The organism is Bacillus silvicola (genome assembly GCF_050524305.1).
GTDB classification, from domain to species: Bacteria; Bacillota; Bacilli; order Bacillales; family Bacillaceae_G; genus Bacillus_A; species Bacillus_A cereus_AT.
Window position 1 is genome coordinate 1,258,940 of the sequence record NZ_JBNGVC010000001.1, and the last position, 19,628, is coordinate 1,278,567.

A 19,628-nucleotide genomic window follows, 5' to 3' on the forward strand; every position below is an offset into this window, starting at 1 on the left:
ACTACTGTTTGTACCAATCATTATGTTCATTTTTGCTTAACTTTATTCCACTTGAGGAAATATATTCTAATTATTATTTTTTCTTCTATAATATATAAAAAAACAAGAGATAGCTCTCCTGTTTTTTTACGAAACGTGAAATGTATTTGCTTTATTCAATATTTCTTTCGCATCTATAGATAATAAAGAAAGTGTATCTTCTCCTTCAAAAGCTACGCAATCTTTTACAATATGGAATCCAAGTGCATAGCCAAGCATTTTCGGATACGGGTGCAGTCCATTTAATAAAACATCATGCTCCCTCGTACCTCTCTTTACATCTATTCGTTCTTGTATTGAATTTCTCCAATAATAAATAGCATCTTCTTTTGAAATGTAAGTAGTCCACGGTGCGCATCTTTTTTCTGTATACCTTTCATATACAGCTTGCTCAGCTAAGCCTTCCATAATCATCGTATCAAGTAATGTATACTCTTTTTCTTTCGTCTCAATTTGATGCAATCTACATATATGGTGATATTCATGCGTTAATAAAGCTTTTAGTTCCTCTACTGAATTACGTCCACATACGAATAAGAAAATAACGTGACGCATAGATAAACCAGCCTTCCCGTTATACTCTTCTTGTACCGTTCGATTATATGAATCTGATAATAAAATAAAGATAGGAACATCTGGACCTTTTAGCCAACTTTTTAATTTTTCATACTCCATGCTAAGTTCTTTCCAAATTTCTTTTTTCTCTAATTCTTTAATTTCCTGCTCACCCCGCATTACCGGGCGATACATACCTCTAGAGATTAAAAAGCGATACAACCTCTCTTTTGGCAATGGAATATACTTTGTAAATTTCTCACAAAGTTTTTCTGGGCGTCCATAATACAGGTGTAGCCATTTTGCCGTATCAACAACCCCCATCTTCATCCCTCCTTTTTTTATGTATATGCGAAAAAAGGAAAGAGCGTAAAAATAAATAAGGTGTTTTTTCGTAGTTTGTTACGAAAAAACACCTTATTTCATCTATTATTTATACGATTTAAATACTAATACTGCGTTATGACCACCGAATCCTAATGAATTACTTAATACCGCGTTTACTTCTTGATGTCTCGCTTTATTTGGTACGTAATCTAAATCACAATCTGGATCTGGCGTTTCATAGTTAATTGTCGGAGGAATCACTCCGTCTGTAATTGTTTTAATAGAGAAGATCGCCTCAACAGCACCCGCTGCTCCTAATAAGTGACCTGTCATTGATTTCGTTGAGCTAATCGCTACTTTATATGCATGCTCGCCGAAAGTTTCTTTAATTGCCATCGTTTCATACTTTTCATTCGCATCTGTACTTGTACCATGCGCATTAATGTAATCAATATCTTCTGGCTCTAGACCTGCATCAGCTAAAGCTTGACGCATTGCACGCACTCCGCCTTCACCGCCAGGAGCAGGCATTGTAATATGGAACGCATCACCCGTTGCACCATAACCAGCAATTTCCGCATAAATATGGGCACCACGTGCTAACGCGTGCTCTAATTCTTCAAGAATAAGAATTCCTGATCCTTCACCCATTACGAAACCGCTACGGTTTTTATCGAACGGACGGCAAGCCGTCGCTGGATCTTCATTAAATGTTAATGCTTTCGCTGAACTAAATCCAGCAAATGCCATACTTGTTAACGGTGCTTCTGCTCCGCCCGTTATCATCGCATCAGCATCACCACGCTGAATTGCTTTAAATGCATCACCAATTGAGTTTGCACCAGATGCACAAGCCGTTACAGAACAAGTGTTAATTCCTTTTGCTCCTGTAGCGATTGATACTTGACCTGCTGCCATATCTGGAATCATCATTGGTACGAAGAATGGACTCACGCGGCGCGGACCTTTTTCAGTAAAAATCTTAAATTGTTCTTCGTATGTTTCCATACCGCCAATACCAGAACCAATCCACACACCAATTCGGGGTCCGTTTTCTTCTGTAATTTCAAGGTTCGCATCCGCAACTGCCATTTTCGCTGCTGCTACTGCATATTGTGTAAAGCGATCCATACGGCGCGCTTCTTTTTTATCAATATATTTCTCGACTTCAAAGTCGTTAATTTCTGCTGCTACTTTTGCTGGAAACATTTCTGGATCAATTCTTGTAAGTCGTCCGATTCCAGATACACCCTTTTTAATGTTTTCCCACGCTGTTTCAACATCTGTTCCGATCGGTGTAACAGCTCCTAATCCTGTAATTACGACCCTCTTTTTTTCCATACAAAATACACTCCTTTTTTTCTCTCAGTCCTTATTTACCCCAACGAAGAGCGACTGCTCCCCATGTTAATCCGCCGCCAAAACCAACAAGTATAATTAAATCACCGTCTTGAATACGTCCATTTTGCAATTCCTCTACCATCGCAATTGGAATTGAAGAGGCTGATGTATTACCGAACTTTTCAATTGTCATACTCATTTTTTCTTTCGGTAAATTTAATCTCTCTCTTGCAGATTCCATAATACGAATATTCGCTTGATGTGGTACTAAGAAGTCCACATCCTCTTTCGTAAGTCCTGCTTTTTCTAACACACGAAGACAAGAATCACCAAGTTGACGAACGGCAAATTTAAAGACTTCTCTGCCATTCATCATAACATACTCGTCTTGATAAAGATGCTTACCACCACTTCCGTCCGCTCCTAATTCGAATGAAAGTACACCTTTTCCTTCCGAAACAGCTCCCATTACGATAGCACCTGCTCCGTCCCCAAATAGTACTGCTGTATTTCGGTCATTCCAATCTACAATTTTGGATAGTTTGTCACTACCAACTACTAATACATTTTTATAAGTTCCCGTTTGAATAAATTGCTGCGCTGTAATCATTCCGTACATAAAGCCAGCACACGCTGCACTTAAATCCATTGCAGCTGCATGTTTTGCGCCAATTGCTTCCTGGATTACACAAGCTACTGCTGGGAATGCGCGATCCGGCGTTACTGTTGCGACTAAAATAAGATCGATATCCTCTCCGCTAATTCCTGCATCTTCAAGTGCTTTTTTAGAAGCCTCTACCGCCATATATGAAGTATCTATTGTATCATCGGCAATGCGTCTTTCTGCAATTCCCGTTCTCGTACGAATCCATTCATCAGATGTATCTACGATTTTCTCTAAATCGTGATTTGTGACTACTTTTTCTGGCACATATCTTCCGATCCCTAAAATGCCCACGTTCACATCGCAGCCCTCCGTTTTATATCAATTATTATGACTTGGTACTAATTTTAAAACATAAATGTACTTTTGTCTAGAATATATTTCAGCTAAAAAATAAAGACGGCGTATTACCAACTTTATTTTTCATTAAAAGAAACAGAAAAATCCCTGCCATTTCGAAATACAAATTATTCCATCACCTTATCCTTACTTCGCTCAAAACAAAAAGGCCCTTACCGCTTCTACTCACAGCTTGAGCCTCCTCCCCTCCAAAAGACGGGTTAATTCTTTATCAGTTCCCCTTCAAAACTAAGACCTTCTCCTCATCACCGCTCTGGCCTTACCTCGCTCGAAACAAAAAAAGGCCCTTACCGCTTCTACATACGGCTTGAGCCTCTTTCCCTCTCAAAAAAGAAGGTTTTTTTATTCTTTATCAGCTTTCCCAAGCTCATATGCTTCGCTCATTACTTTCATCAATAGCTCTAACACAGGCTGTGCTTTCTCCATATCAAGTGCAATTCCATTATCATCTAAAATTGCCTTAGCTTCTGGTAAATGCTTCATTGCGATTTGTAAAAATTGCATGCTTTTTTCGTTCATATATGCTCTTCCTCTCCAATAAAAATTTAAATTTATAGTCCATACAATAGTGTAACACGTGCACTACCCTTCGTATAACTCTTTATATTTTTTCATATGTGCCAATTGTTTATTTAAACCAAATTCTAACGGCGTATTTCTTTTAAGAGAAACAATCTCTACCGCTTCATTTCTTATATGCTCATCTTTTTTGTTTACCTTACCATCTGCATGTAAAAGGCTCATACCTTTTTCCCATAATGCTTCTTTTCCACTAAGTAAATTATATATACCGAGGTGCTTTACATTCATTCCATTTTCCCATAAGTATTCACATACATCTTCAACGTAAAGTAAATCCCTTCCTTTTTCTCCACTTATACAATGGCACTCTTTTTCATCGAGTTCTGATAAAATGAGCTGATGATACATCATAAACGACGGTTGCCATGGCCCATATACTGTAGGAACTCGATATGCACTATATTGTAATTCTCCTTTTTTCAATCCTTCTTCCACTTTCGAAAACAGGCGTTTGTTTTCGGATTCTTCAGCGCTTCCTATTTCAATAGAAGAAATTAGATTTAACTTTACTTTATTTTTTTCACACATTCTTACGATTCGTTTTAAATATTGTAATATGACTCTTTCATTCCGAAAGCCACTTTGCTGATTCGGCTCATACAAACAAAAATAAACTGTATCGAAACTCTCTTCCTCTACCGATCGCCATCCGTCTTCATCCCTTATGGAATAGTACGTAAATAACGCATTTCGCCCAATCAACAATAATTTCTCTTCATTAATTTTTGTCATACTATCAAATTCATCAAAATCAAGACCATATACTTCTACTTCTTCTGCAATCATTTTATTCACAAGGTGATAACCTACAAACGTAAGTGCACCCACAATTAGCACGCGTTTCATACCACCAACCCTTTCCCCTTGAAACAAATAGCTCCTCATTTATGTATATGGGAGCTTCACAATTCTTCTTCATATTTTTTAAAGAAATCCGTCGTTTGTCTAACCATTTTATATTTCACATCTTGGAGATGGAATAAGACAGAAGTATCGCATTGATTTAATTGCCTCATTTTCTCGTATTTACGTAACAATTGTTTTCTTCCTCTTTTTTCTTGTGTTGATACGAAAATTTTAACGGGTACACAAGACGGAAGAAGCGTAAATGATTTCTTATTTATTTTTGATTCTAATTCTTCTTCTTTGGAATCATACGCCAAACTTAATTCCTTCACTAATCTTTTGTAAAAAAACTTATGCTCTTTTTCGAACTCCACATATTCTGGCAAATCTAAACACGGATTTAACATAATGACAGAACGTATACTTTCAGGGTATTTGTTCATCATTTCAAGCGCTACAAGCGCACCCATACCATCTGCCATAATGTGCATTTTCGTATTTAATGTCTCTTTTCTCAAAACAACATCATATAAACGTTTCGCTAGGCGAACAGATTGGTCATTCCCCCAGTGTCTTCCATATAAATTAGAAGAAAAGACCGTGTAGCCTTCCTCAATAAGGCCATGTAAAAAATAAGATTTTCCCGCATGCTGTGTCCATAAACTTGTACCATTCTCAATAAAATAGTTATAATCTCCTAGGAGCATAACAGAAAATCCATTTGGCTTTTCCGGTAAATAAATTACACATGGTTCTTTTTCTAAGTAAAAAAAACGTTCCGTAATACTCATTTTTCCCCCGCCTTATTTTCTAAACGTATAAAAGTACTCTTTTATAATGTATGAACAGAATGCAAATTTGCGTTGAAAAATCTACAAATATTTTTCTATATTCTTTTTTCAATTGTGTTACAATAAGGACAGATTGAACGAATAGAGGTGTAAAATATGCGTTTCATTTGGGCATTAATTTGGTCGTTCGCGCTTGTACATATGATGAGCTATGTAATCGGTTCTATGACTGGCGGTACATACGATTTTAACCAAGCGTCTATTTTCTCAGTTGTTCTTGCTGTATTAGTACTAGCGATTTCAGCTACGATTCCAAACGAGCCAGTAGAACAACACTAAAAAAAGAGTCCGGATTTTATCCGAACTCTTTTTTTATTTTTATTGCACATGAACGACTAACTCATTATTTGCTACATCAATAACTACGTGACTATTATCAGTAATCGTTCCTGCAATTAATTCTCTCGCTAATCTCGTTTCCACCTGACGTTGTACGTATCGTTTTAAGGGACGAGCTCCGTACATCGGATCGAATCCAGCTTCTACAACAAATTCTTTTGCAGATTCCGTTAATTCTACTGTAATGTGGCGATCTGCTAAACGCCCTTGTAATTCTTGTACAATCTTATCAACAATACCTTTAATTTCATTCCTTGTAAGAGGTTTGAATAAAATAATTTCATCGACACGGTTTAAGAATTCTGGTCGGAAATGTCCTCTTAATTGTCCCATTACAAGTTCTCTTGACTCTTCTTTAATAGAGCCATCTTCTTCTAGCCCTTCTAATAAGTGAGCAGATCCAATATTTGAAGTCATAATAATAACCGTATTTTTAAAGTCTACTGTACGTCCTTGTGAATCTGTAATGCGTCCATCGTCTAACATTTGTAATAAAATGTTGAATACTTCTGGATGCGCCTTTTCGATTTCGTCTAACAAAATAACAGAATACGGTTTACGTCTTACTGCTTCTGTTAATTGTCCGCCCTCTTCATATCCCACATATCCAGGAGGCGCACCAATTAAGCGTGACACTGCGTGTTTTTCCATGTACTCAGACATATCGATACGAATCATTTGCTCTTCACTGTCAAATAACGTTTGTGCTAACGTTTTTGCAAGCTCAGTTTTACCAACACCTGTAGGTCCTAAGAAAATAAATGAACCAATTGGACGATTCGGATCTTTAATTCCAGCGCGAGCACGAAGTACTGCATCTGATACAAGGCTTACCGCTTCCTCTTGACCGATAACACGCTCTGATAAAATTTGTTCTAGACGTAATAATTTCTCACGTTCACCTTCAACGAGTTTTGCGACAGGAATACCAGTCCAGCGTGAAACAATATCTGCAATTTCTTCTTCACTTACTTCCTCACGTAATAAGCGATTTTCTTGTTTATTATGCGCACCCATTTCTTCCGATTCTTTTAACTCTTTTTCGATAGCTGGAATTTTTCCGTGGCGAAGTTCAGCCGCTTTGTTTAAATCGTAATTGCCTTCTGCTTCTTCTAACTCACGGCGCAAGCGTTCTAAATGTTCACGTAAGTCACGAACTTTGTGAATGTCTTCTTTTTCCTTCTCCCATTTCGCTCTCATACCGCTTGCAACTTCTTTTAAGTCCGATAATTCACGTTGTAATGTTTTTAGGCGTTCTTGGCTACCAAAGTCCTTTTCTTTCCCAAGGGCAGCTTCTTCAATTTCTAATTGCATAATACGACGCGTTACTTCATCTAATTCTGTTGGCATAGAATCAATTTCTGTTCGGATTGTTGCACAGGCTTCATCGACAAGGTCAATTGCTTTATCGGGTAAGAAACGATCTGAAATATATCGATCTGATAAAACCGATGCCGCTACAATTGCACGGTCATGAATATTTACACCGTGATAAATCTCAAAACGCTCTTTTAAACCACGTAAAATTGAAATTGTATCCTCAACAGTTGGCTCTTCTGCTAATACTTGTTGGAAACGTCTTTCTAACGCTGGATCTTTCTCGATATATTTACGATATTCATCGAGCGTCGTTGCCCCGATACAATGCAGTTCACCACGAGCTAGCATCGGTTTTAACATATTCCCTGCATCCATCGCTCCTTCTGTTTTACCAGCACCGACGATTGTATGAAGTTCATCAATGAATAATAAAATACGCCCTTCACTCTTTTTAATTTCATTTAATACAGCTTGCAGACGCTCTTCAAACTCACCGCGGAATTTTGCTCCGGCCACAAGTGCACTCATATCTAAAGCGAAGATTGTTCTATCTTTTAATCCTTCTGGGACATCCTTTTTCACAATACGTTGCGCTAATCCTTCAACGATTGCTGTTTTACCAACACCTGGCTCACCAATTAAAACAGGGTTGTTTTTCGTTTTGCGTGAAAGAATGCGGATCACGCGGCGAATCTCACTATCTCGGCCAATTACAGGATCAATTTTCCCTGCTCTCACTTCAGCCACTAAATCACGTCCATATTTTTCTAACGCTTCATAAGTTGCTTCTGGATTTTGACTAGTCACTCTCTGATTCCCCCGAACTGTCATTAAAGACTGTAATAAGTTATCTTTCGTAATATGAAATCTCGTAAATAATTGATTTATATCGCCTTTCTCTTCAGAAAAAGCAAGCAATACATGTTCGATTGAAATGTAATCATCCTGCAATTTCTCTGCTTCTTTCCCTGCTCTTACAAGCAGTTGTTGCAAAGCACCGGTTACATATAATTTCCCAGCCTCTGCCCCGCTTCCAGTTACAGAAGGCTTTTTCTTAATTAAACTTTCGGCGCCTTGCTTTAACGCTTCTATATCGACATTCATTTTTTGAAAAATACGTACTGCCAATCCGTCTTGCTGCTCTAATAACGTAAGCAATAGATGAACAGTATCTACTTCTTGATGATGATGAGATACCGCTAAAGACTGAGCACTCATAATCGCTTCCTGTGTTTTCGTTGTCATTTGATTTAAGTCCATCTTTACCGTCCTCCAAATGTTTGACTTTCTTTGACCTTTGATTTGATTATACGCCAACTGACTTTTTTATACAATAATTTTGCTTATGTATTTCAAACTTATTATTGGAAAATGCAAAAAGTAACATTCATTTTTCTAAGCAAAAAAGCCGCAATAACGATTGCGGCTTCTGTTACGGTTTTCTTTTATATGTCCACTGACGGTTATGATTTGTGTTCTCTGGGAACCTATCCCCGGCAGTTAATTTCACCATTTGTGGATCTTTCACCATACTTCCCGTTTCACCAATTTCTACATAAATGCCATCATTTGGCGCTTTTTGCCCTGAACGAAACCTGCGATTTTGTCCCATTTCCATTCTCCTTCCATGACGTCTTGCCTCATTAGTATATCCATTTTAAAAGAAAGCTTTTCTGTCATGTTTAGGAAACAAGTACTACCGTTTACTCATGCACATATATATAATTACACAAGCTTAAGCAGGAATTATTGACATATTTGTTGAAAAAAAAGAAACCAACCTACTTTAGGCCAGTTTCAAAGGAGAGTCAAACATATACGAGAAGATTACATGTTCATTATAAGTCGCATCGTTCAAACAATGTAACCCCTTTCACAAATTATACATAATGAAAGAAACATTGTTTGAACTTTCTAAAAAGATGTTGACTTTTCCTAATTTCCAATGAGAAATAGTAGACACCACAGCGCTTCGCGACGTAAGATGGATATATAGTGAAACTTTCATTTACAGTAGTTTCACCCAGTCTAACCTCTTATTTCTGCATATTAAAAACGGAAATACAGATAGAAACAAAAAAATTATTATAAGAGGTGAAATTATGAATAAACAACATTTAATCGCATTAGACTTAGACGGAACTTTATTAACAGACAACAAAATAATTTCTCCAAGAACTAAAAACACAATTGCAAAAGCAAAAGAACAAGGACATATTGTTGTTATTTCAACAGGGCGTCCATTCCGCGCTAGTTACGATTATTATAAAGAACTTAGCCTTAACACACCAATCGTAAACTTTAACGGCGCTTACGTGCATCACCCACTTGATTCAAGTTGGGGAACACATCACTCTCCTCTTGAACTTTCAACAGCGCAAGAAATCGTCCGAGCTTGCTTTGATTTCGGCGTGAAAAATGTCTATGCTGAAGTCATGGATGATGTGTATGTCCGTGAAATTGATGAAGATAAAAAACATATTTTCGAATTCGGTTCTCCAAAGATTTTCACAGGAGATTTATTAAATATTTTAAACGACCATCCAACTTGCTTATTAATCGATGCACATGACGAGCATTCCGCTGCCATTCGCCAGCATTTAACAGATATGCACGCTGAAGTCATCGATCATAGAAAATGGGGGGCACCTTGGCCAATTATTGAAATTGTAAAAAGCGGATTAAATAAAGCTGTCGGATTACAAAAAATTTCAGGTCATTACAATATTCCTAAAGAGCGAATTATCGCTTTTGGTGATGAAGATAACGACTTTGAAATGATCGAATTTGCTGGTCATGGCATCGCTATGGGTAATGCAATTCCTGAGCTGAAATCACTCGCAAATCATACAACATTAACGAATGAAGAAGATGGGATCGCTCTATATTTAGAAGAGGTTCTTGGGTTGTAATCTAAAAATTCCCTGCTTATAGTTTCTCGCCAAACGCTCATACTATTATTAGACGCAAAAGTCAGCGCGTCAATTGTTTTCAGCTAAATAAAGGGGGTTTTTCGAATGGGTAAAAAGAACAAATCAAAACGTTTTATCCAGCAAGGAGCCGATGCTGTTATGAAGCATGATGCAAGATTCCCGTACAGAGGTACATTAGCTGAGGCAGAAAAAGCGAGAAGTAACTCTTCATTTGGAGGGGTTTAAATGGGGAACTTACTATTCCAACAAGCTAGAGACGCTGTTGCAAGTGCCGTTTCTTGTTCAAGTGGCGCTGAACAACAGGAACTCGTTTATAGAGCAAAAAACTCTTTGCACTCTGCTTATGCAAACTCTTCAACTGCTGAAAAAGTTCAGCTACGTGAAATGCAGGAGCAATTGCAAAACATTACGAATTCGCATTAAAAAAGAGGACCAGCTTTGGTCCTCTTTAATCTTTTCTAAACAATCCAAACACACCGACCGTTTGCAGTATATTTGTAAATGCACCTGGGTCCACCTGTTTGATAACCCTCTCTAATTCGTACAACTCGTAACGAGTAATAACAATCATTAACATTTCTTTATTTTCATTTGTATAAGCACCTGTTGCTGGTATAGTTGTAATCCCTCTCACTAAACGAGAGTGAATCGCTTTTCTCACATCTCCCCCGTTCTTTGTAACAATTAGTGCCGTAATCTTCACGTGACGGGTATGAATCGCATCAATAATTCTCGTTGATACATACAAAGTGACTAAAGTATATAATGCCTTTTCCCATCCATATACGTAGCCAGCAGCGATAATGATAAGTGCATTAAAGAAGAAAAAATACGTACCGACAGGCTTATCTTTTATTTTAGATAAAATCATGGCGATAATATCTAGGCCCCCTGTAGAAGCACCCCACTTTAAAGCAATCCCTACCCCAATCGCTGAAATAATACCACCAAAAATCGCATTCAATATGATATCGTTCGAAACCGCTCTAACTGGGATAATTTCTAAAAACAAAGTCATAAATACAACGCAAAGAAAACTAAAAAATGTAAAAGCCTTCCCAACCTTTTTCCATGCTAAAATAACGACAGGAATATTAAATAAACTAAACAATACACCCGTAGATATGTGAATAGATAAAAAGTCACCTAACATTTGTGATAATAATTGAGATAATCCAGCAAAGCCACTCGCATATACTTTAGCTGGCGTTAAAAATAAATTCATCCCAATCGCATTTAATAAACCTGCAATAATCACAACGACTAACTTCTTAATAAGTTCCGTATAATTCAGCTTCAAATCCATTTCTAATCCACCTTTAGTATTCATGAATGCACCGCTATACATAGTCTTTACGAAAAAGGAAATGATAAACATACAACGTTTAGAAATGGAGTTGATACATATGCCACATACGAGCGATAACGACAAAAAAGCACGCGATAATAATGCAAAGCGCACTCAAAAAAATGAACAAGAGCAAAAAAATATTCAGCAAGGAAAACGTGCATATTCTAAGAAAACCGATCACCTTTGATTACATCGTACATCAACATTAATGTTGATGTACTTTTTTTACATTTTACAGAAAAAAAACATTAAAAATTCACTTCATGTTCACTTCTATATTCTACAATAGCGATAACATATTCGGATGAGGTGTTAGCATGAAAGGAAAAAGTATATTCATTATCACTGCACTAATAAGTATAATAATGCTATCTGCTTGCGGACAAAAAAATGACTCGGCCACAATCGCCACAACAACCAACTCAACCATTACGAAGAGCGATTTCGAAAAGCAATTAAAAGATCGCTATGGAAAAGACATGCTATATGAAATGGTAGCACAAGATGTTATCACTAAAAAATATAAAGTATCTGATGATGCAGTAGATAAAGAAGTAGAAAAAGCAAAAAATCAATATGGAGACCAATTCAAAGCAGCACTAGAAAATAATCGTTTAAAAGATGAAGAAGATTTCAAAGATCAAATTAGATTCAAACTCGCATTGAATGAAGCGATTAAACAAAGCGTTACAGAAAAAGATGTAAAAGACCACTATAAACCAGAAATTAAAGCTAGTCACATTTTAGTAAGTGACGAAAATGAAGCAAAAGAAATAAAGAAAAAATTGGATACCGGCGCTTCATTTGAAGAGTTAGCAAAACAAGAATCTCAAGATGTAATATCAAAAGATAATGGCGGAGACCTCGGGTACTTCAGGGCAGGAAAAATGACACCTGAATTCGAAAAAGCTGCCTATAAATTAAAGGTTGGGCAAATTAGCGATCCCGTTAAATCAGCAAACGGCTATCACATTATTAAACTAACTGATAAAAAAGATTTAGAACCTTACGATAAAGTGAAAGACTCTATACGTAAAGACTTAGAAGAAGAACGTATTGCCGATCCTTCCTTCGGTCAACAATTATTACAAGATGAATTAAAAAAGGCGAATATTAAAATAAATGACAGTGACTTAAAAGATACATTTTCTCATCTTTTCGGGAAAGAGAACTAAAATAAAGCACGATCTTATTTGTTCAAATAAGGTCGTGCTTTTTAATCTTTCATCAATATTTTCAATTTTTTCTTCAAGCTTTTATAATGCCAATTTATATGATCTAACTCTATCTCTACTTCAATTAACGCATCTATTAAGCCTTCTTTAGACTGCTGAGAGTGCATCATATTTTCAAGCATTTTTTCAAAGCTTTTACTACTCTCATATATATCATTTAAATCCACCGCTAATATTTCACATTCTTTTTTGGACGATAATACGGAAAGACGTTTTATTAATTGTTCTAGTACATTTTCTTGCACTATAATGCCTCCCTTTTAATCCGATGCTTATACCTCTTTCTTTAACAGATTATACGCATTTCAAAATTAACCACGCATACCACAATACCTCTTCCGCCTCAATTTCCCCATCATCAATCAAACCGATAATCCGCTTTGCATCTTCATACTTATCAACAAGTGATAAATCATTTAATTTCTTGCCAAAATCCTCTTGTAAATTATTATGAATAAAAGAATAAAAATTATTGTTACTAAAACCACATATATCAAATCCTAATATTTCATCGTTTTCAACATCAGCAGGTAATGCACTTTCGAGAAAATCATATATAGAAACTTCAAAGTCATTTTCTTCTCGCTCATTCATTAAAAAATTCGTCCGATACTCTTCTGAAAGATACAAACTAATAATCTCCAGATTTTCTATCCCCTTTAAATAATTTCGCTTAAAAAATCGCGCATCCTTTAAAGATTTAAAAGTATTCGGCCATGCGAACTTTTTTTCTCGCATTAATGTATCTAAAAAAGATTGTCCACTTTCATGCCCCTCTTTACTAATCTTCAATCTTGCATTTATCATCTGAGCAATAGGGTCATTTTCATTTGAATTACACCAAGGAAAAAACCAATAATCCGGAAATGTAGGCCGAATCCCATTACATATCGTTAAAATCGTTTGTGACAGCCCCTCAATATTGCATTCTTTATAGATAAGTTCCCTATCGTAGGAAATTATGAGGTATCCAGCGTTATAATATTTCATTTACACACCTCTTCTCTTTTCTTTTCCATTAAAAATAAATTCAACTTCTCTTTCATATAGATATAACTATCTATCCTTTCTATATTCTTTAAAATATTCCTCTTCCAACGATTCTCTTACTCCCCTCTCAATTTTTGCTAAACGCAAAAAGAACTATCTCTTCCCTAATAATTTTAGAGAAAAGATAGTTCTTTTTAGTCCACTTTATTTCTTAAAGTAAGTCCAGCCTTCTTCTTGGTAAATCTTCTCTTCTTTCATCAGTTTACCAAGTGCACGCTTAAATGCAGCTTTACTCATGTTGAAACGTTCTTTAATGTCTTCTGGGTGGCTCTTATCCCAAAACGGCATTGCTCCGCCTCGTTCTTCCATATATTCATAAACTACTGCAGCATCATCTTCCATTCCTTCTTCTTTACGAGGAAGAAGTGAAATGTTGATTGTACCGTCATCTTTCACGTCAATAATACGACCTGTTACGCGCTCACCGATGCGGACTTGTTCTTTTCTTTCTGTATGGTGTAAGAAAGCACGGAAATGCTCGTCAGTTAGTATGAATGAACCAACTTGAAGTGAACGATACACACGTCCATTTACGTTTTTATTACGCATAGATGGCGTTGCATCTACGATAATTTCTTGCATATCACTGTCTCTTGCCGGAAGAGCAATTAAACGATCACGATTCGTTAATTTTAACGTACAATATAATTCGTCGCCTTCTTGAGGCCATACTGGCATATAAATTGGAAACTCATCAAGTGGAATTAGTATATCTTTTGATACACCAATATCAACAAACACACCTAAACTAGGAATAACTTCTACAACCTTTACCCAATTCCAATCATGTGTTGTAATAATTGGTTCCTTCATTGTTGCTGAAATACGATTTTGGTGATCAAGGTATAAGAATACATCAATCGTATCGCCTTCTGCAATTTCTCCAGCTAATTCGTTTTTATGTAGGAAGATTTCTTCCTCTTCGTTTCCAACCATATATCCGATTTCCGTTTCGCGTAAAACAGTTACCTGTTCAATCGATCCTAATTGCAAATACATATTTTTTAATTCCCTTCTATATATATAAAGTTATCTTTTTTATCATTCCAAACAAAAGTTAATTATAACACGATTTTTCCTTTATTTGTCCAACTGCCCAAAATTCACTATAATTAAATAAAGACTTTATCTATAGGACTATATTACCCTACGGATGATCCGTCAAAACACTTAAGTTGCAACACTCTATCTAATCGATGTATTTTCCGTTATACTTTAATATGTATATTACATAGCCTATTTAGGTGCATTAAAAGATAGAAATTTATTTGGAGGTGCTAACTATGGCAAAAGAGAGTTCTTTTGACATCGTTTCGAAAGTAGAATTACCTGAAGTAACAAACGCAATTAACATCGCATTAAAGGAAATCCAAAACCGATATGACTTTAAAGGTAGTAAAAGTGATATTAAATTAGAAAAGGAAGTACTTGTTTTAACTTCTGATGACGAGTTTAAATTAGACCAAGTAAAAGACGTTCTAATTGCTAAACTTGTAAAACGTAACGTTCCAATCAAAAACTTGGACTACGGAAAAGTTGAAGCTGCATCTGGTAACACTGTTCGCCAACGTGCAACTCTGCAACAAGGTATCGATAAAGATAACGCGAAAAAAATCAACAACATCATTAAAGAAATGAAATTAAAAGTGAAAACACAAGTTCAAGATGACCAAGTACGCGTAACAGCGAAAAGCCGTGATGACTTACAAGCAGTAATCGCAGCCGTTCGCAGCGTTGACTTACCAATCGACGTACAGTTCATTAACTATCGCTAAAAAGAAAAACTCCTCTAATGAGAGGAGTTTTTCTTTTCTATCTAAATTATGACCTTATCTACGCTTCTTTTTAACCGCAATTAAAAACGCAATAAATAACACGTTCACACCGACGATTAAAGAGATAAATAACCAATTCACACCTGTTTCTCCGCTAACTTTATAAACATTCGATTCCTCACGCTTTAAAACGAGATAAAAATTTCCGTTTTCTTCTCTTATAATTTCGTCTTCTAACAATCCTCTTAGCTCTTGTTTTTCACCAATTGTACTTACAGGCAAGGAAACTTTTTGTGTTTCTTTCGTATTATTAATCGCTACTAGTGTTACTTCGTCTTTATACTTTCGTTTTAATATACTCATTCCATCTTTATCATATAGAAGTTCAAACGTACCGCGTCGTAAAGATGGTCTCGTTTGTCTAAGTTCACCTAGCTTCGTTATGTGTTGCATGAACTTTTCATCCGATTTGAAATCCATTAATCGTCTATTATCTGGAGCATCTCCTCCATCTAATGCGATTTCAGTTCCGTAATAAAAATTCGGTATCCCCGGGGATGTATATAAGTAAGTGAGCGCTAGTTTTAAACGGGACGGCGGGTAATACATATTTTCTTTTGCAATACGTGCAAATCGCTTTGTTTCTTGATTATCTAAAAACGTAGTGAATTCCCCTTCTTTTCCGCTCACATCATATAAAGGTTTCACAGACATATCTGCTTTTGAAAATGACTCTACTATTTTTTTATAGTACTCATTCTCTCCCTTTGTCATAATACGAAAATCTTTCTTTATTGTCTGCAAATCTTTTTGTACATCATCCCAAAAAGCACGTGGCTTTTTTTCACTATGTATCACATAACTTCCGTCTAAATCAACTTCTTTTATCCACCATTTCATCGATTCTATTAATTGTTGTTCATTTTCTTCATATAGAAATTGAAAGACAACTTTCATTCCTTTTTGGTGAGCCTCATTTACAAGCTCTTTCACATCATTTTCTGTTCCGAAATGTTCATTTACTTTTTGAAAATTTCGAACGCCTAATCCATCATACTTTTCACTTTCAAAAAGCGGTGAAAGCATAATAGTAGTAAAACCCATTTCTTTTATGTAATCCAATCTTTTTATAATCCCTCGTATATCTCCACCCTGGTACGCTTCTAAATTTCCAACATCCAATTGCTTATCATTTTTTGGCTCTCCATTATTAAAACGATCGATCATAATGGAATATATAACTTCATCTCGCCATTCTCTTTTTTCTTCCGCAAAAGTATGTATTGGTACAAACAAAATAATAGCTAAACAAAAACAAATGAATAGTTCCTTAGTCCATATTTTTTTCACACGCATCCCCCAAACTTCTAATTGTAAGAATATTATACCAATTATTAGAACAAATCGCATACGCTGATTTCATTCCTCTAAAATAATTGATGTTAGATTTTCTAACATCACCCAAAAAGTTTTCTGAATTTTTAGTTGATTTTTATTTCTTTTTCGAATATGATATGAAACATAACAAGACGATGTTATTTTTTCTAACACAATAGGAGGAGAGAGAATGAATACGGGAGATACAGTTTTTATGTTTGTAACGACAGTAATGGTCATGTTGATGACACCAGGATTGGCACTTTTTTATGGGGGCATGGTTCGCAGTAAAAACGTACTCAGCACGACAATGCATAGTTATAGCGCAATGGCTATCGTTTCGATTCAATGGATTGTTATCGGTTATTCTTTATCATTCGGACCAGATTGGCACGGACTTATTGGCAATCTCGATTGGTTCGGTCTAAACGGAGTTACCTACTCACCAAATCCAGACTACTCATCTACTATTCCTCACAATTTATTTATGATGTTCCAACTCATGTTCGCCATTTTAACTCCCGCTTTAATTTCAGGTGCATTCGCCGAAAGAATGCGATTTTCTGCCTTTCTTATTTTTATCCTTCTTTGGACAACAATCGTTTACAATCCCGTCGCTCATTGGGTGTGGGGTGTTGGCGGGTGGCTAAGAGAACTTGGTGCGTTAGACTTCGCTGGCGGTAATGTCGTTCATATCACATCTGGTGTTGCTGGTCTTGTATTAGCTATTTTCCTTGGAAAACGAAAAAACATAAGCGGTACCTCTCCTCATCATTTACCATTTACAATGTTAGGCGCAGGCTTACTCTGGTTCGGCTGGTTCGGTTTTAACGTCGGTAGTGCATTATCTTTAAATGACGTAGCTTTAACTGCATTTATTAATACAAATATAGCCGCTGCTGCTTCAGCTCTAACTTGGATGCTTTCTGAATGGTTCTTCCAATCAAAACCGACTGCGATGGGAGCTGCTTGCGGGGTTGTTTCTGGTTTAGTCGCAATTACACCAGCTTGCGGATTTGTTACACCTTTCTTCGCCCTTCTTATCGGAGCGATTGGCGGTATATTATGTTTCGGCGCTGTCTTCTTCTTAAAAAACAAATTCGGGTACGACGATACACTTGATGCATTTGGATGCCACGGCATCGGAGGAACTTGGGGCGGTATTGCAACTGGACTATTTGCAACTACTACTGTAAATAGCGATGGTGCTAACGGATTATTTTATGGAAATGCCGCACTTCTTTTCAAACAAATTGTAGCAATCGGAGCGACATATGCATTCACAATCATAATGACGTACGCCATTATTAAGACTATTAACTTCTTCCTTCCTGTTCGCGTCGATGACCACGAAGAACAAATGGGGCTTGATATTTCGATGCATGGGGAGAAGGCTTATGAGTATACAGAAAGATCTGTGAACTAAAACTTACAAACATACGAAAAAGGTGTACTCCGTTCTAACACGGGGTACACCTTTTTCGTATATTCATAACAACACAAATAATCCAAACTATTGGTATATAAATATCTTTATCTATCTATTCATATAAGTATCTTATCTTTTCAATAACAAATTTAAAACAAGTTGCACAGCAACAGCATCATCTAAATAACCGATAGGAAAAATGTAATCCGGAATCACATCGACTGATAGAATAAAATAGATGAGAGCACTTCCCATTAAAGCTAGTTCTACAGGTGTCCCCTTCTTTTTCGTAAATCTCTCATACAATTCTTTCAAATCATTAATAAATGGTCCAATACTACTTACCTTCAGAATCTTCTCAGTAAACCCCTTTTCAATCGTTTCTTTCCCTTCTTCTGTTTGCGAATATTGTTCGTAATTAGCCAATTGTTGCTCTACATTCGCGATACTAAACTTTTGATCATATAACTGTGAAGATTCAAGTAAATGTTCAATGTTATTAATGGATACTTGAATATCAGATTGTTCTTCCTGCTTTGTTTCAATAGAATAACCTGCCGCCACAAATAAATCTGCAATCGGAATACCAAGGCAATCTGCAAACTTTTGCAAATGCTTCGGATTTGCTTTTCGCTTCCCATTTATAATCATTGAAATAGTAGCAGTATCAATTCCAGTAAGCGCACTCAGTTTTCGCATTGACAAAGACTTTTCCTTCAGTAATTCTTTTAATAACAACCCAAGATTACTTCTTTCAGTTCCTTCAGACATATTCCATTCCCCTCTATTCATGAGAATAATCATAGTTGACACACGCAATATAACTACAACTTCTATACAATTATATTAACAAATTTTTTTGCCGAGTTACAAGGTATGAGTTCGTAATATATGTTTACATTTTGCAAACATATATTACGAACTCATAAAATAAAGCCATCTCAAAAAATCGAAATTTTTCAAGACAGCTTCTTCTGCAAAGTTTAATAGTGCAACTTATTGCAACCATTTTCTCAATAAAAAAAATATGCAACTACAAGCAATATAAGAACTAATAAAAATGAAAAATGCAGCTAGAAATGAATGGTGCAAGGAAAAAGTTAACACTGTTAATAACGAAGACAAAAAGAATATATCTAATAAAATAAAATATCCTGAACTTAAAACACTTTCTACTAATTGTAATTCCGCCTCAAGTTCAGAGTACTTCAACCTTTTATAAAGCAATCTCACTTTCTCTCACCTTCTATTCAT

General features: G+C 36.1%; 23 protein-coding genes. 8 read left to right on the top strand and 15 right to left on the bottom strand.

Annotation, left to right across the window (positions count from 1 at the left end; all coding sequences use genetic code 11):
• Nucleotides 1-126: 126 nt before the first annotated feature.
• The 6 genes from ACP6L7_RS06710 to ACP6L7_RS06735 form a co-directional block, all read right to left on the bottom strand.
• The gene (locus ACP6L7_RS06710) at nt 127-918 is read right to left on the bottom strand and encodes a DUF2268 domain-containing putative Zn-dependent protease (protein WP_097830026.1); all 792 of its coding nucleotides are present in this window, start codon (nt 916-918) and stop codon (nt 127-129) included.
• A 105-nt stretch (nt 919-1,023) separates the two neighbouring features.
• On the bottom strand, nt 1,024-2,262 hold the full coding sequence (gene fabF / locus ACP6L7_RS06715) for a beta-ketoacyl-ACP synthase II (RefSeq protein WP_071744630.1): 1,239 nt from the start codon (nt 2,260-2,262) through the stop codon (nt 1,024-1,026).
• A gap of 31 nt (nt 2,263-2,293) precedes the next feature.
• Complete coding sequence (fabH, locus tag ACP6L7_RS06720; RefSeq protein WP_001100550.1) at nt 2,294-3,226, bottom strand: beta-ketoacyl-ACP synthase III; 933 nt, start codon at nt 3,224-3,226, stop codon at nt 2,294-2,296.
• Nucleotides 3,227-3,628: 402 nt separating this feature from the next.
• Nucleotides 3,629-3,805, bottom strand: a complete 177-nt coding sequence (locus ACP6L7_RS06725; protein WP_001003336.1) for a ComZ family protein — start codon at nt 3,803-3,805, stop codon at nt 3,629-3,631.
• Between the two features lie 63 nt (nt 3,806-3,868).
• Nucleotides 3,869-4,741: an NAD-dependent epimerase/dehydratase family protein gene (locus ACP6L7_RS06730; protein ID WP_141533311.1), complete on the bottom strand. Its 873-nt coding sequence runs from the start codon at nt 4,739-4,741 to the stop codon at nt 3,869-3,871.
• Between the two features lie 29 nt (nt 4,742-4,770).
• Nucleotides 4,771-5,505 carry a lipase family protein gene (locus ACP6L7_RS06735; RefSeq protein ID WP_097830025.1) on the bottom strand — a complete coding sequence of 245 codons (735 nt, stop codon included), beginning with the start codon at nt 5,503-5,505 and terminating at the stop codon, nt 4,771-4,773.
• Nucleotides 5,506-5,661: 156 nt separating this feature from the next.
• Between ACP6L7_RS06735 and ACP6L7_RS06740 the strand changes: the two genes are divergently transcribed.
• Nucleotides 5,662-5,844 carry a YjzD family protein gene (locus ACP6L7_RS06740; RefSeq protein WP_001211113.1) on the top strand — a complete coding sequence of 61 codons (183 nt, stop codon included), beginning with the start codon at nt 5,662-5,664 and terminating at the stop codon, nt 5,842-5,844.
• A 39-nt stretch (nt 5,845-5,883) separates the two neighbouring features.
• Here ACP6L7_RS06740 and clpB read toward each other — a convergent pair whose 3' ends face one another.
• Together clpB and ACP6L7_RS06750 are read right to left on the bottom strand one after the other, a co-directional pair.
• Nucleotides 5,884-8,484: an ATP-dependent chaperone ClpB gene (gene clpB, locus ACP6L7_RS06745; protein WP_097830024.1), complete on the bottom strand. Its 2,601-nt coding sequence runs from the start codon at nt 8,482-8,484 to the stop codon at nt 5,884-5,886.
• A gap of 172 nt (nt 8,485-8,656) precedes the next feature.
• Nucleotides 8,657-8,836 carry a YjzC family protein gene (locus ACP6L7_RS06750; protein WP_071744626.1) on the bottom strand — a complete coding sequence of 60 codons (180 nt, stop codon included), beginning with the start codon at nt 8,834-8,836 and terminating at the stop codon, nt 8,657-8,659.
• Between the two features lie 490 nt (nt 8,837-9,326).
• On the opposite strand from ACP6L7_RS06750, the gene ACP6L7_RS06755 reads away from it, so the two are divergent.
• From ACP6L7_RS06755 to ACP6L7_RS06765, 3 genes are all read left to right on the top strand, one after another.
• Nucleotides 9,327-10,136 (top strand): Cof-type HAD-IIB family hydrolase, encoded by an 810-nt coding sequence (locus ACP6L7_RS06755; protein WP_001041222.1) that lies wholly within the window; start codon nt 9,327-9,329, stop codon nt 10,134-10,136.
• A 105-nt stretch (nt 10,137-10,241) separates the two neighbouring features.
• Nucleotides 10,242-10,382 carry a hypothetical protein gene (locus ACP6L7_RS06760; RefSeq protein ID WP_000516816.1) on the top strand — a complete coding sequence of 47 codons (141 nt, stop codon included), beginning with the start codon at nt 10,242-10,244 and terminating at the stop codon, nt 10,380-10,382.
• Nucleotides 10,383-10,580 (top strand): DUF3813 domain-containing protein, encoded by a 198-nt coding sequence (locus ACP6L7_RS06765; RefSeq protein ID WP_000527405.1) that lies wholly within the window; start codon nt 10,383-10,385, stop codon nt 10,578-10,580. It abuts the gene before it with no gap.
• A 25-nt stretch (nt 10,581-10,605) separates the two neighbouring features.
• On the opposite strand, the gene ACP6L7_RS06770 is transcribed toward ACP6L7_RS06765, so the two are convergent.
• The gene (locus ACP6L7_RS06770; protein ID WP_097830022.1) at nt 10,606-11,463 is read right to left on the bottom strand and encodes a YitT family protein; all 858 of its coding nucleotides are present in this window, start codon (nt 11,461-11,463) and stop codon (nt 10,606-10,608) included.
• Nucleotides 11,464-11,563: 100 nt separating this feature from the next.
• Here ACP6L7_RS06770 and ACP6L7_RS06775 point away from each other — a divergent pair, with 100 nt between their 5' ends.
• A complete protein-coding gene (locus ACP6L7_RS06775; RefSeq protein WP_001120851.1) occupies nt 11,564-11,695 on the top strand; it encodes a DUF3941 domain-containing protein in 132 nt (43 codons plus the stop codon).
• Nucleotides 11,696-11,825: 130 nt separating this feature from the next.
• Nucleotides 11,826-12,683 (top strand): peptidylprolyl isomerase PrsA, encoded by an 858-nt coding sequence (gene prsA, locus ACP6L7_RS06780; protein ID WP_097830021.1) that lies wholly within the window; start codon nt 11,826-11,828, stop codon nt 12,681-12,683.
• Nucleotides 12,684-12,724: 41 nt separating this feature from the next.
• Here the strand turns inward: prsA and ACP6L7_RS06785 are convergent, their stop codons facing one another.
• The 3 genes from ACP6L7_RS06785 to ACP6L7_RS06795 form a co-directional block, all read right to left on the bottom strand.
• The gene (locus ACP6L7_RS06785; RefSeq protein ID WP_141533310.1) at nt 12,725-12,988 is read right to left on the bottom strand and encodes a hypothetical protein; all 264 of its coding nucleotides are present in this window, start codon (nt 12,986-12,988) and stop codon (nt 12,725-12,727) included.
• A 49-nt stretch (nt 12,989-13,037) separates the two neighbouring features.
• A complete protein-coding gene (locus ACP6L7_RS06790; RefSeq protein ID WP_097830019.1) occupies nt 13,038-13,733 on the bottom strand; it encodes a hypothetical protein in 696 nt (231 codons plus the stop codon).
• 204 nt (nt 13,734-13,937) lie between these two features.
• Nucleotides 13,938-14,792 carry a CvfB family protein gene (locus tag ACP6L7_RS06795; RefSeq protein ID WP_097830018.1) on the bottom strand — a complete coding sequence of 285 codons (855 nt, stop codon included), beginning with the start codon at nt 14,790-14,792 and terminating at the stop codon, nt 13,938-13,940.
• A gap of 284 nt (nt 14,793-15,076) precedes the next feature.
• Between ACP6L7_RS06795 and ACP6L7_RS06800 the strand changes: the two genes are divergently transcribed.
• Nucleotides 15,077-15,568: a YajQ family cyclic di-GMP-binding protein gene (locus ACP6L7_RS06800; protein ID WP_001051113.1), complete on the top strand. Its 492-nt coding sequence runs from the start codon at nt 15,077-15,079 to the stop codon at nt 15,566-15,568.
• 54 nt (nt 15,569-15,622) lie between these two features.
• On the opposite strand, the gene ACP6L7_RS06805 is transcribed toward ACP6L7_RS06800, so the two are convergent.
• Nucleotides 15,623-16,978 (bottom strand): alpha-amylase family glycosyl hydrolase, encoded by a 1,356-nt coding sequence (locus ACP6L7_RS06805; RefSeq protein WP_141533309.1) that lies wholly within the window; start codon nt 16,976-16,978, stop codon nt 15,623-15,625.
• 157 nt (nt 16,979-17,135) lie between these two features.
• Between ACP6L7_RS06805 and ACP6L7_RS06810 the strand changes: the two genes are divergently transcribed.
• Complete coding sequence (locus ACP6L7_RS06810) at nt 17,136-18,371, top strand: ammonium transporter (protein ID WP_097830017.1); 1,236 nt, start codon at nt 17,136-17,138, stop codon at nt 18,369-18,371.
• A 132-nt stretch (nt 18,372-18,503) separates the two neighbouring features.
• On the opposite strand, the gene ACP6L7_RS06815 is transcribed toward ACP6L7_RS06810, so the two are convergent.
• Together ACP6L7_RS06815 and ACP6L7_RS06820 are read right to left on the bottom strand one after the other, a co-directional pair.
• The gene (locus ACP6L7_RS06815) at nt 18,504-19,145 is read right to left on the bottom strand and encodes a helix-turn-helix domain-containing protein (RefSeq protein WP_097830016.1); all 642 of its coding nucleotides are present in this window, start codon (nt 19,143-19,145) and stop codon (nt 18,504-18,506) included.
• A 225-nt stretch (nt 19,146-19,370) separates the two neighbouring features.
• Nucleotides 19,371-19,607, bottom strand: coding sequence for a hypothetical protein (locus tag ACP6L7_RS06820; protein ID WP_002170809.1), 237 nt, complete (start codon nt 19,605-19,607; stop codon nt 19,371-19,373).
• Between the last annotated feature and the right edge of the window lie 21 nt (nt 19,608-19,628).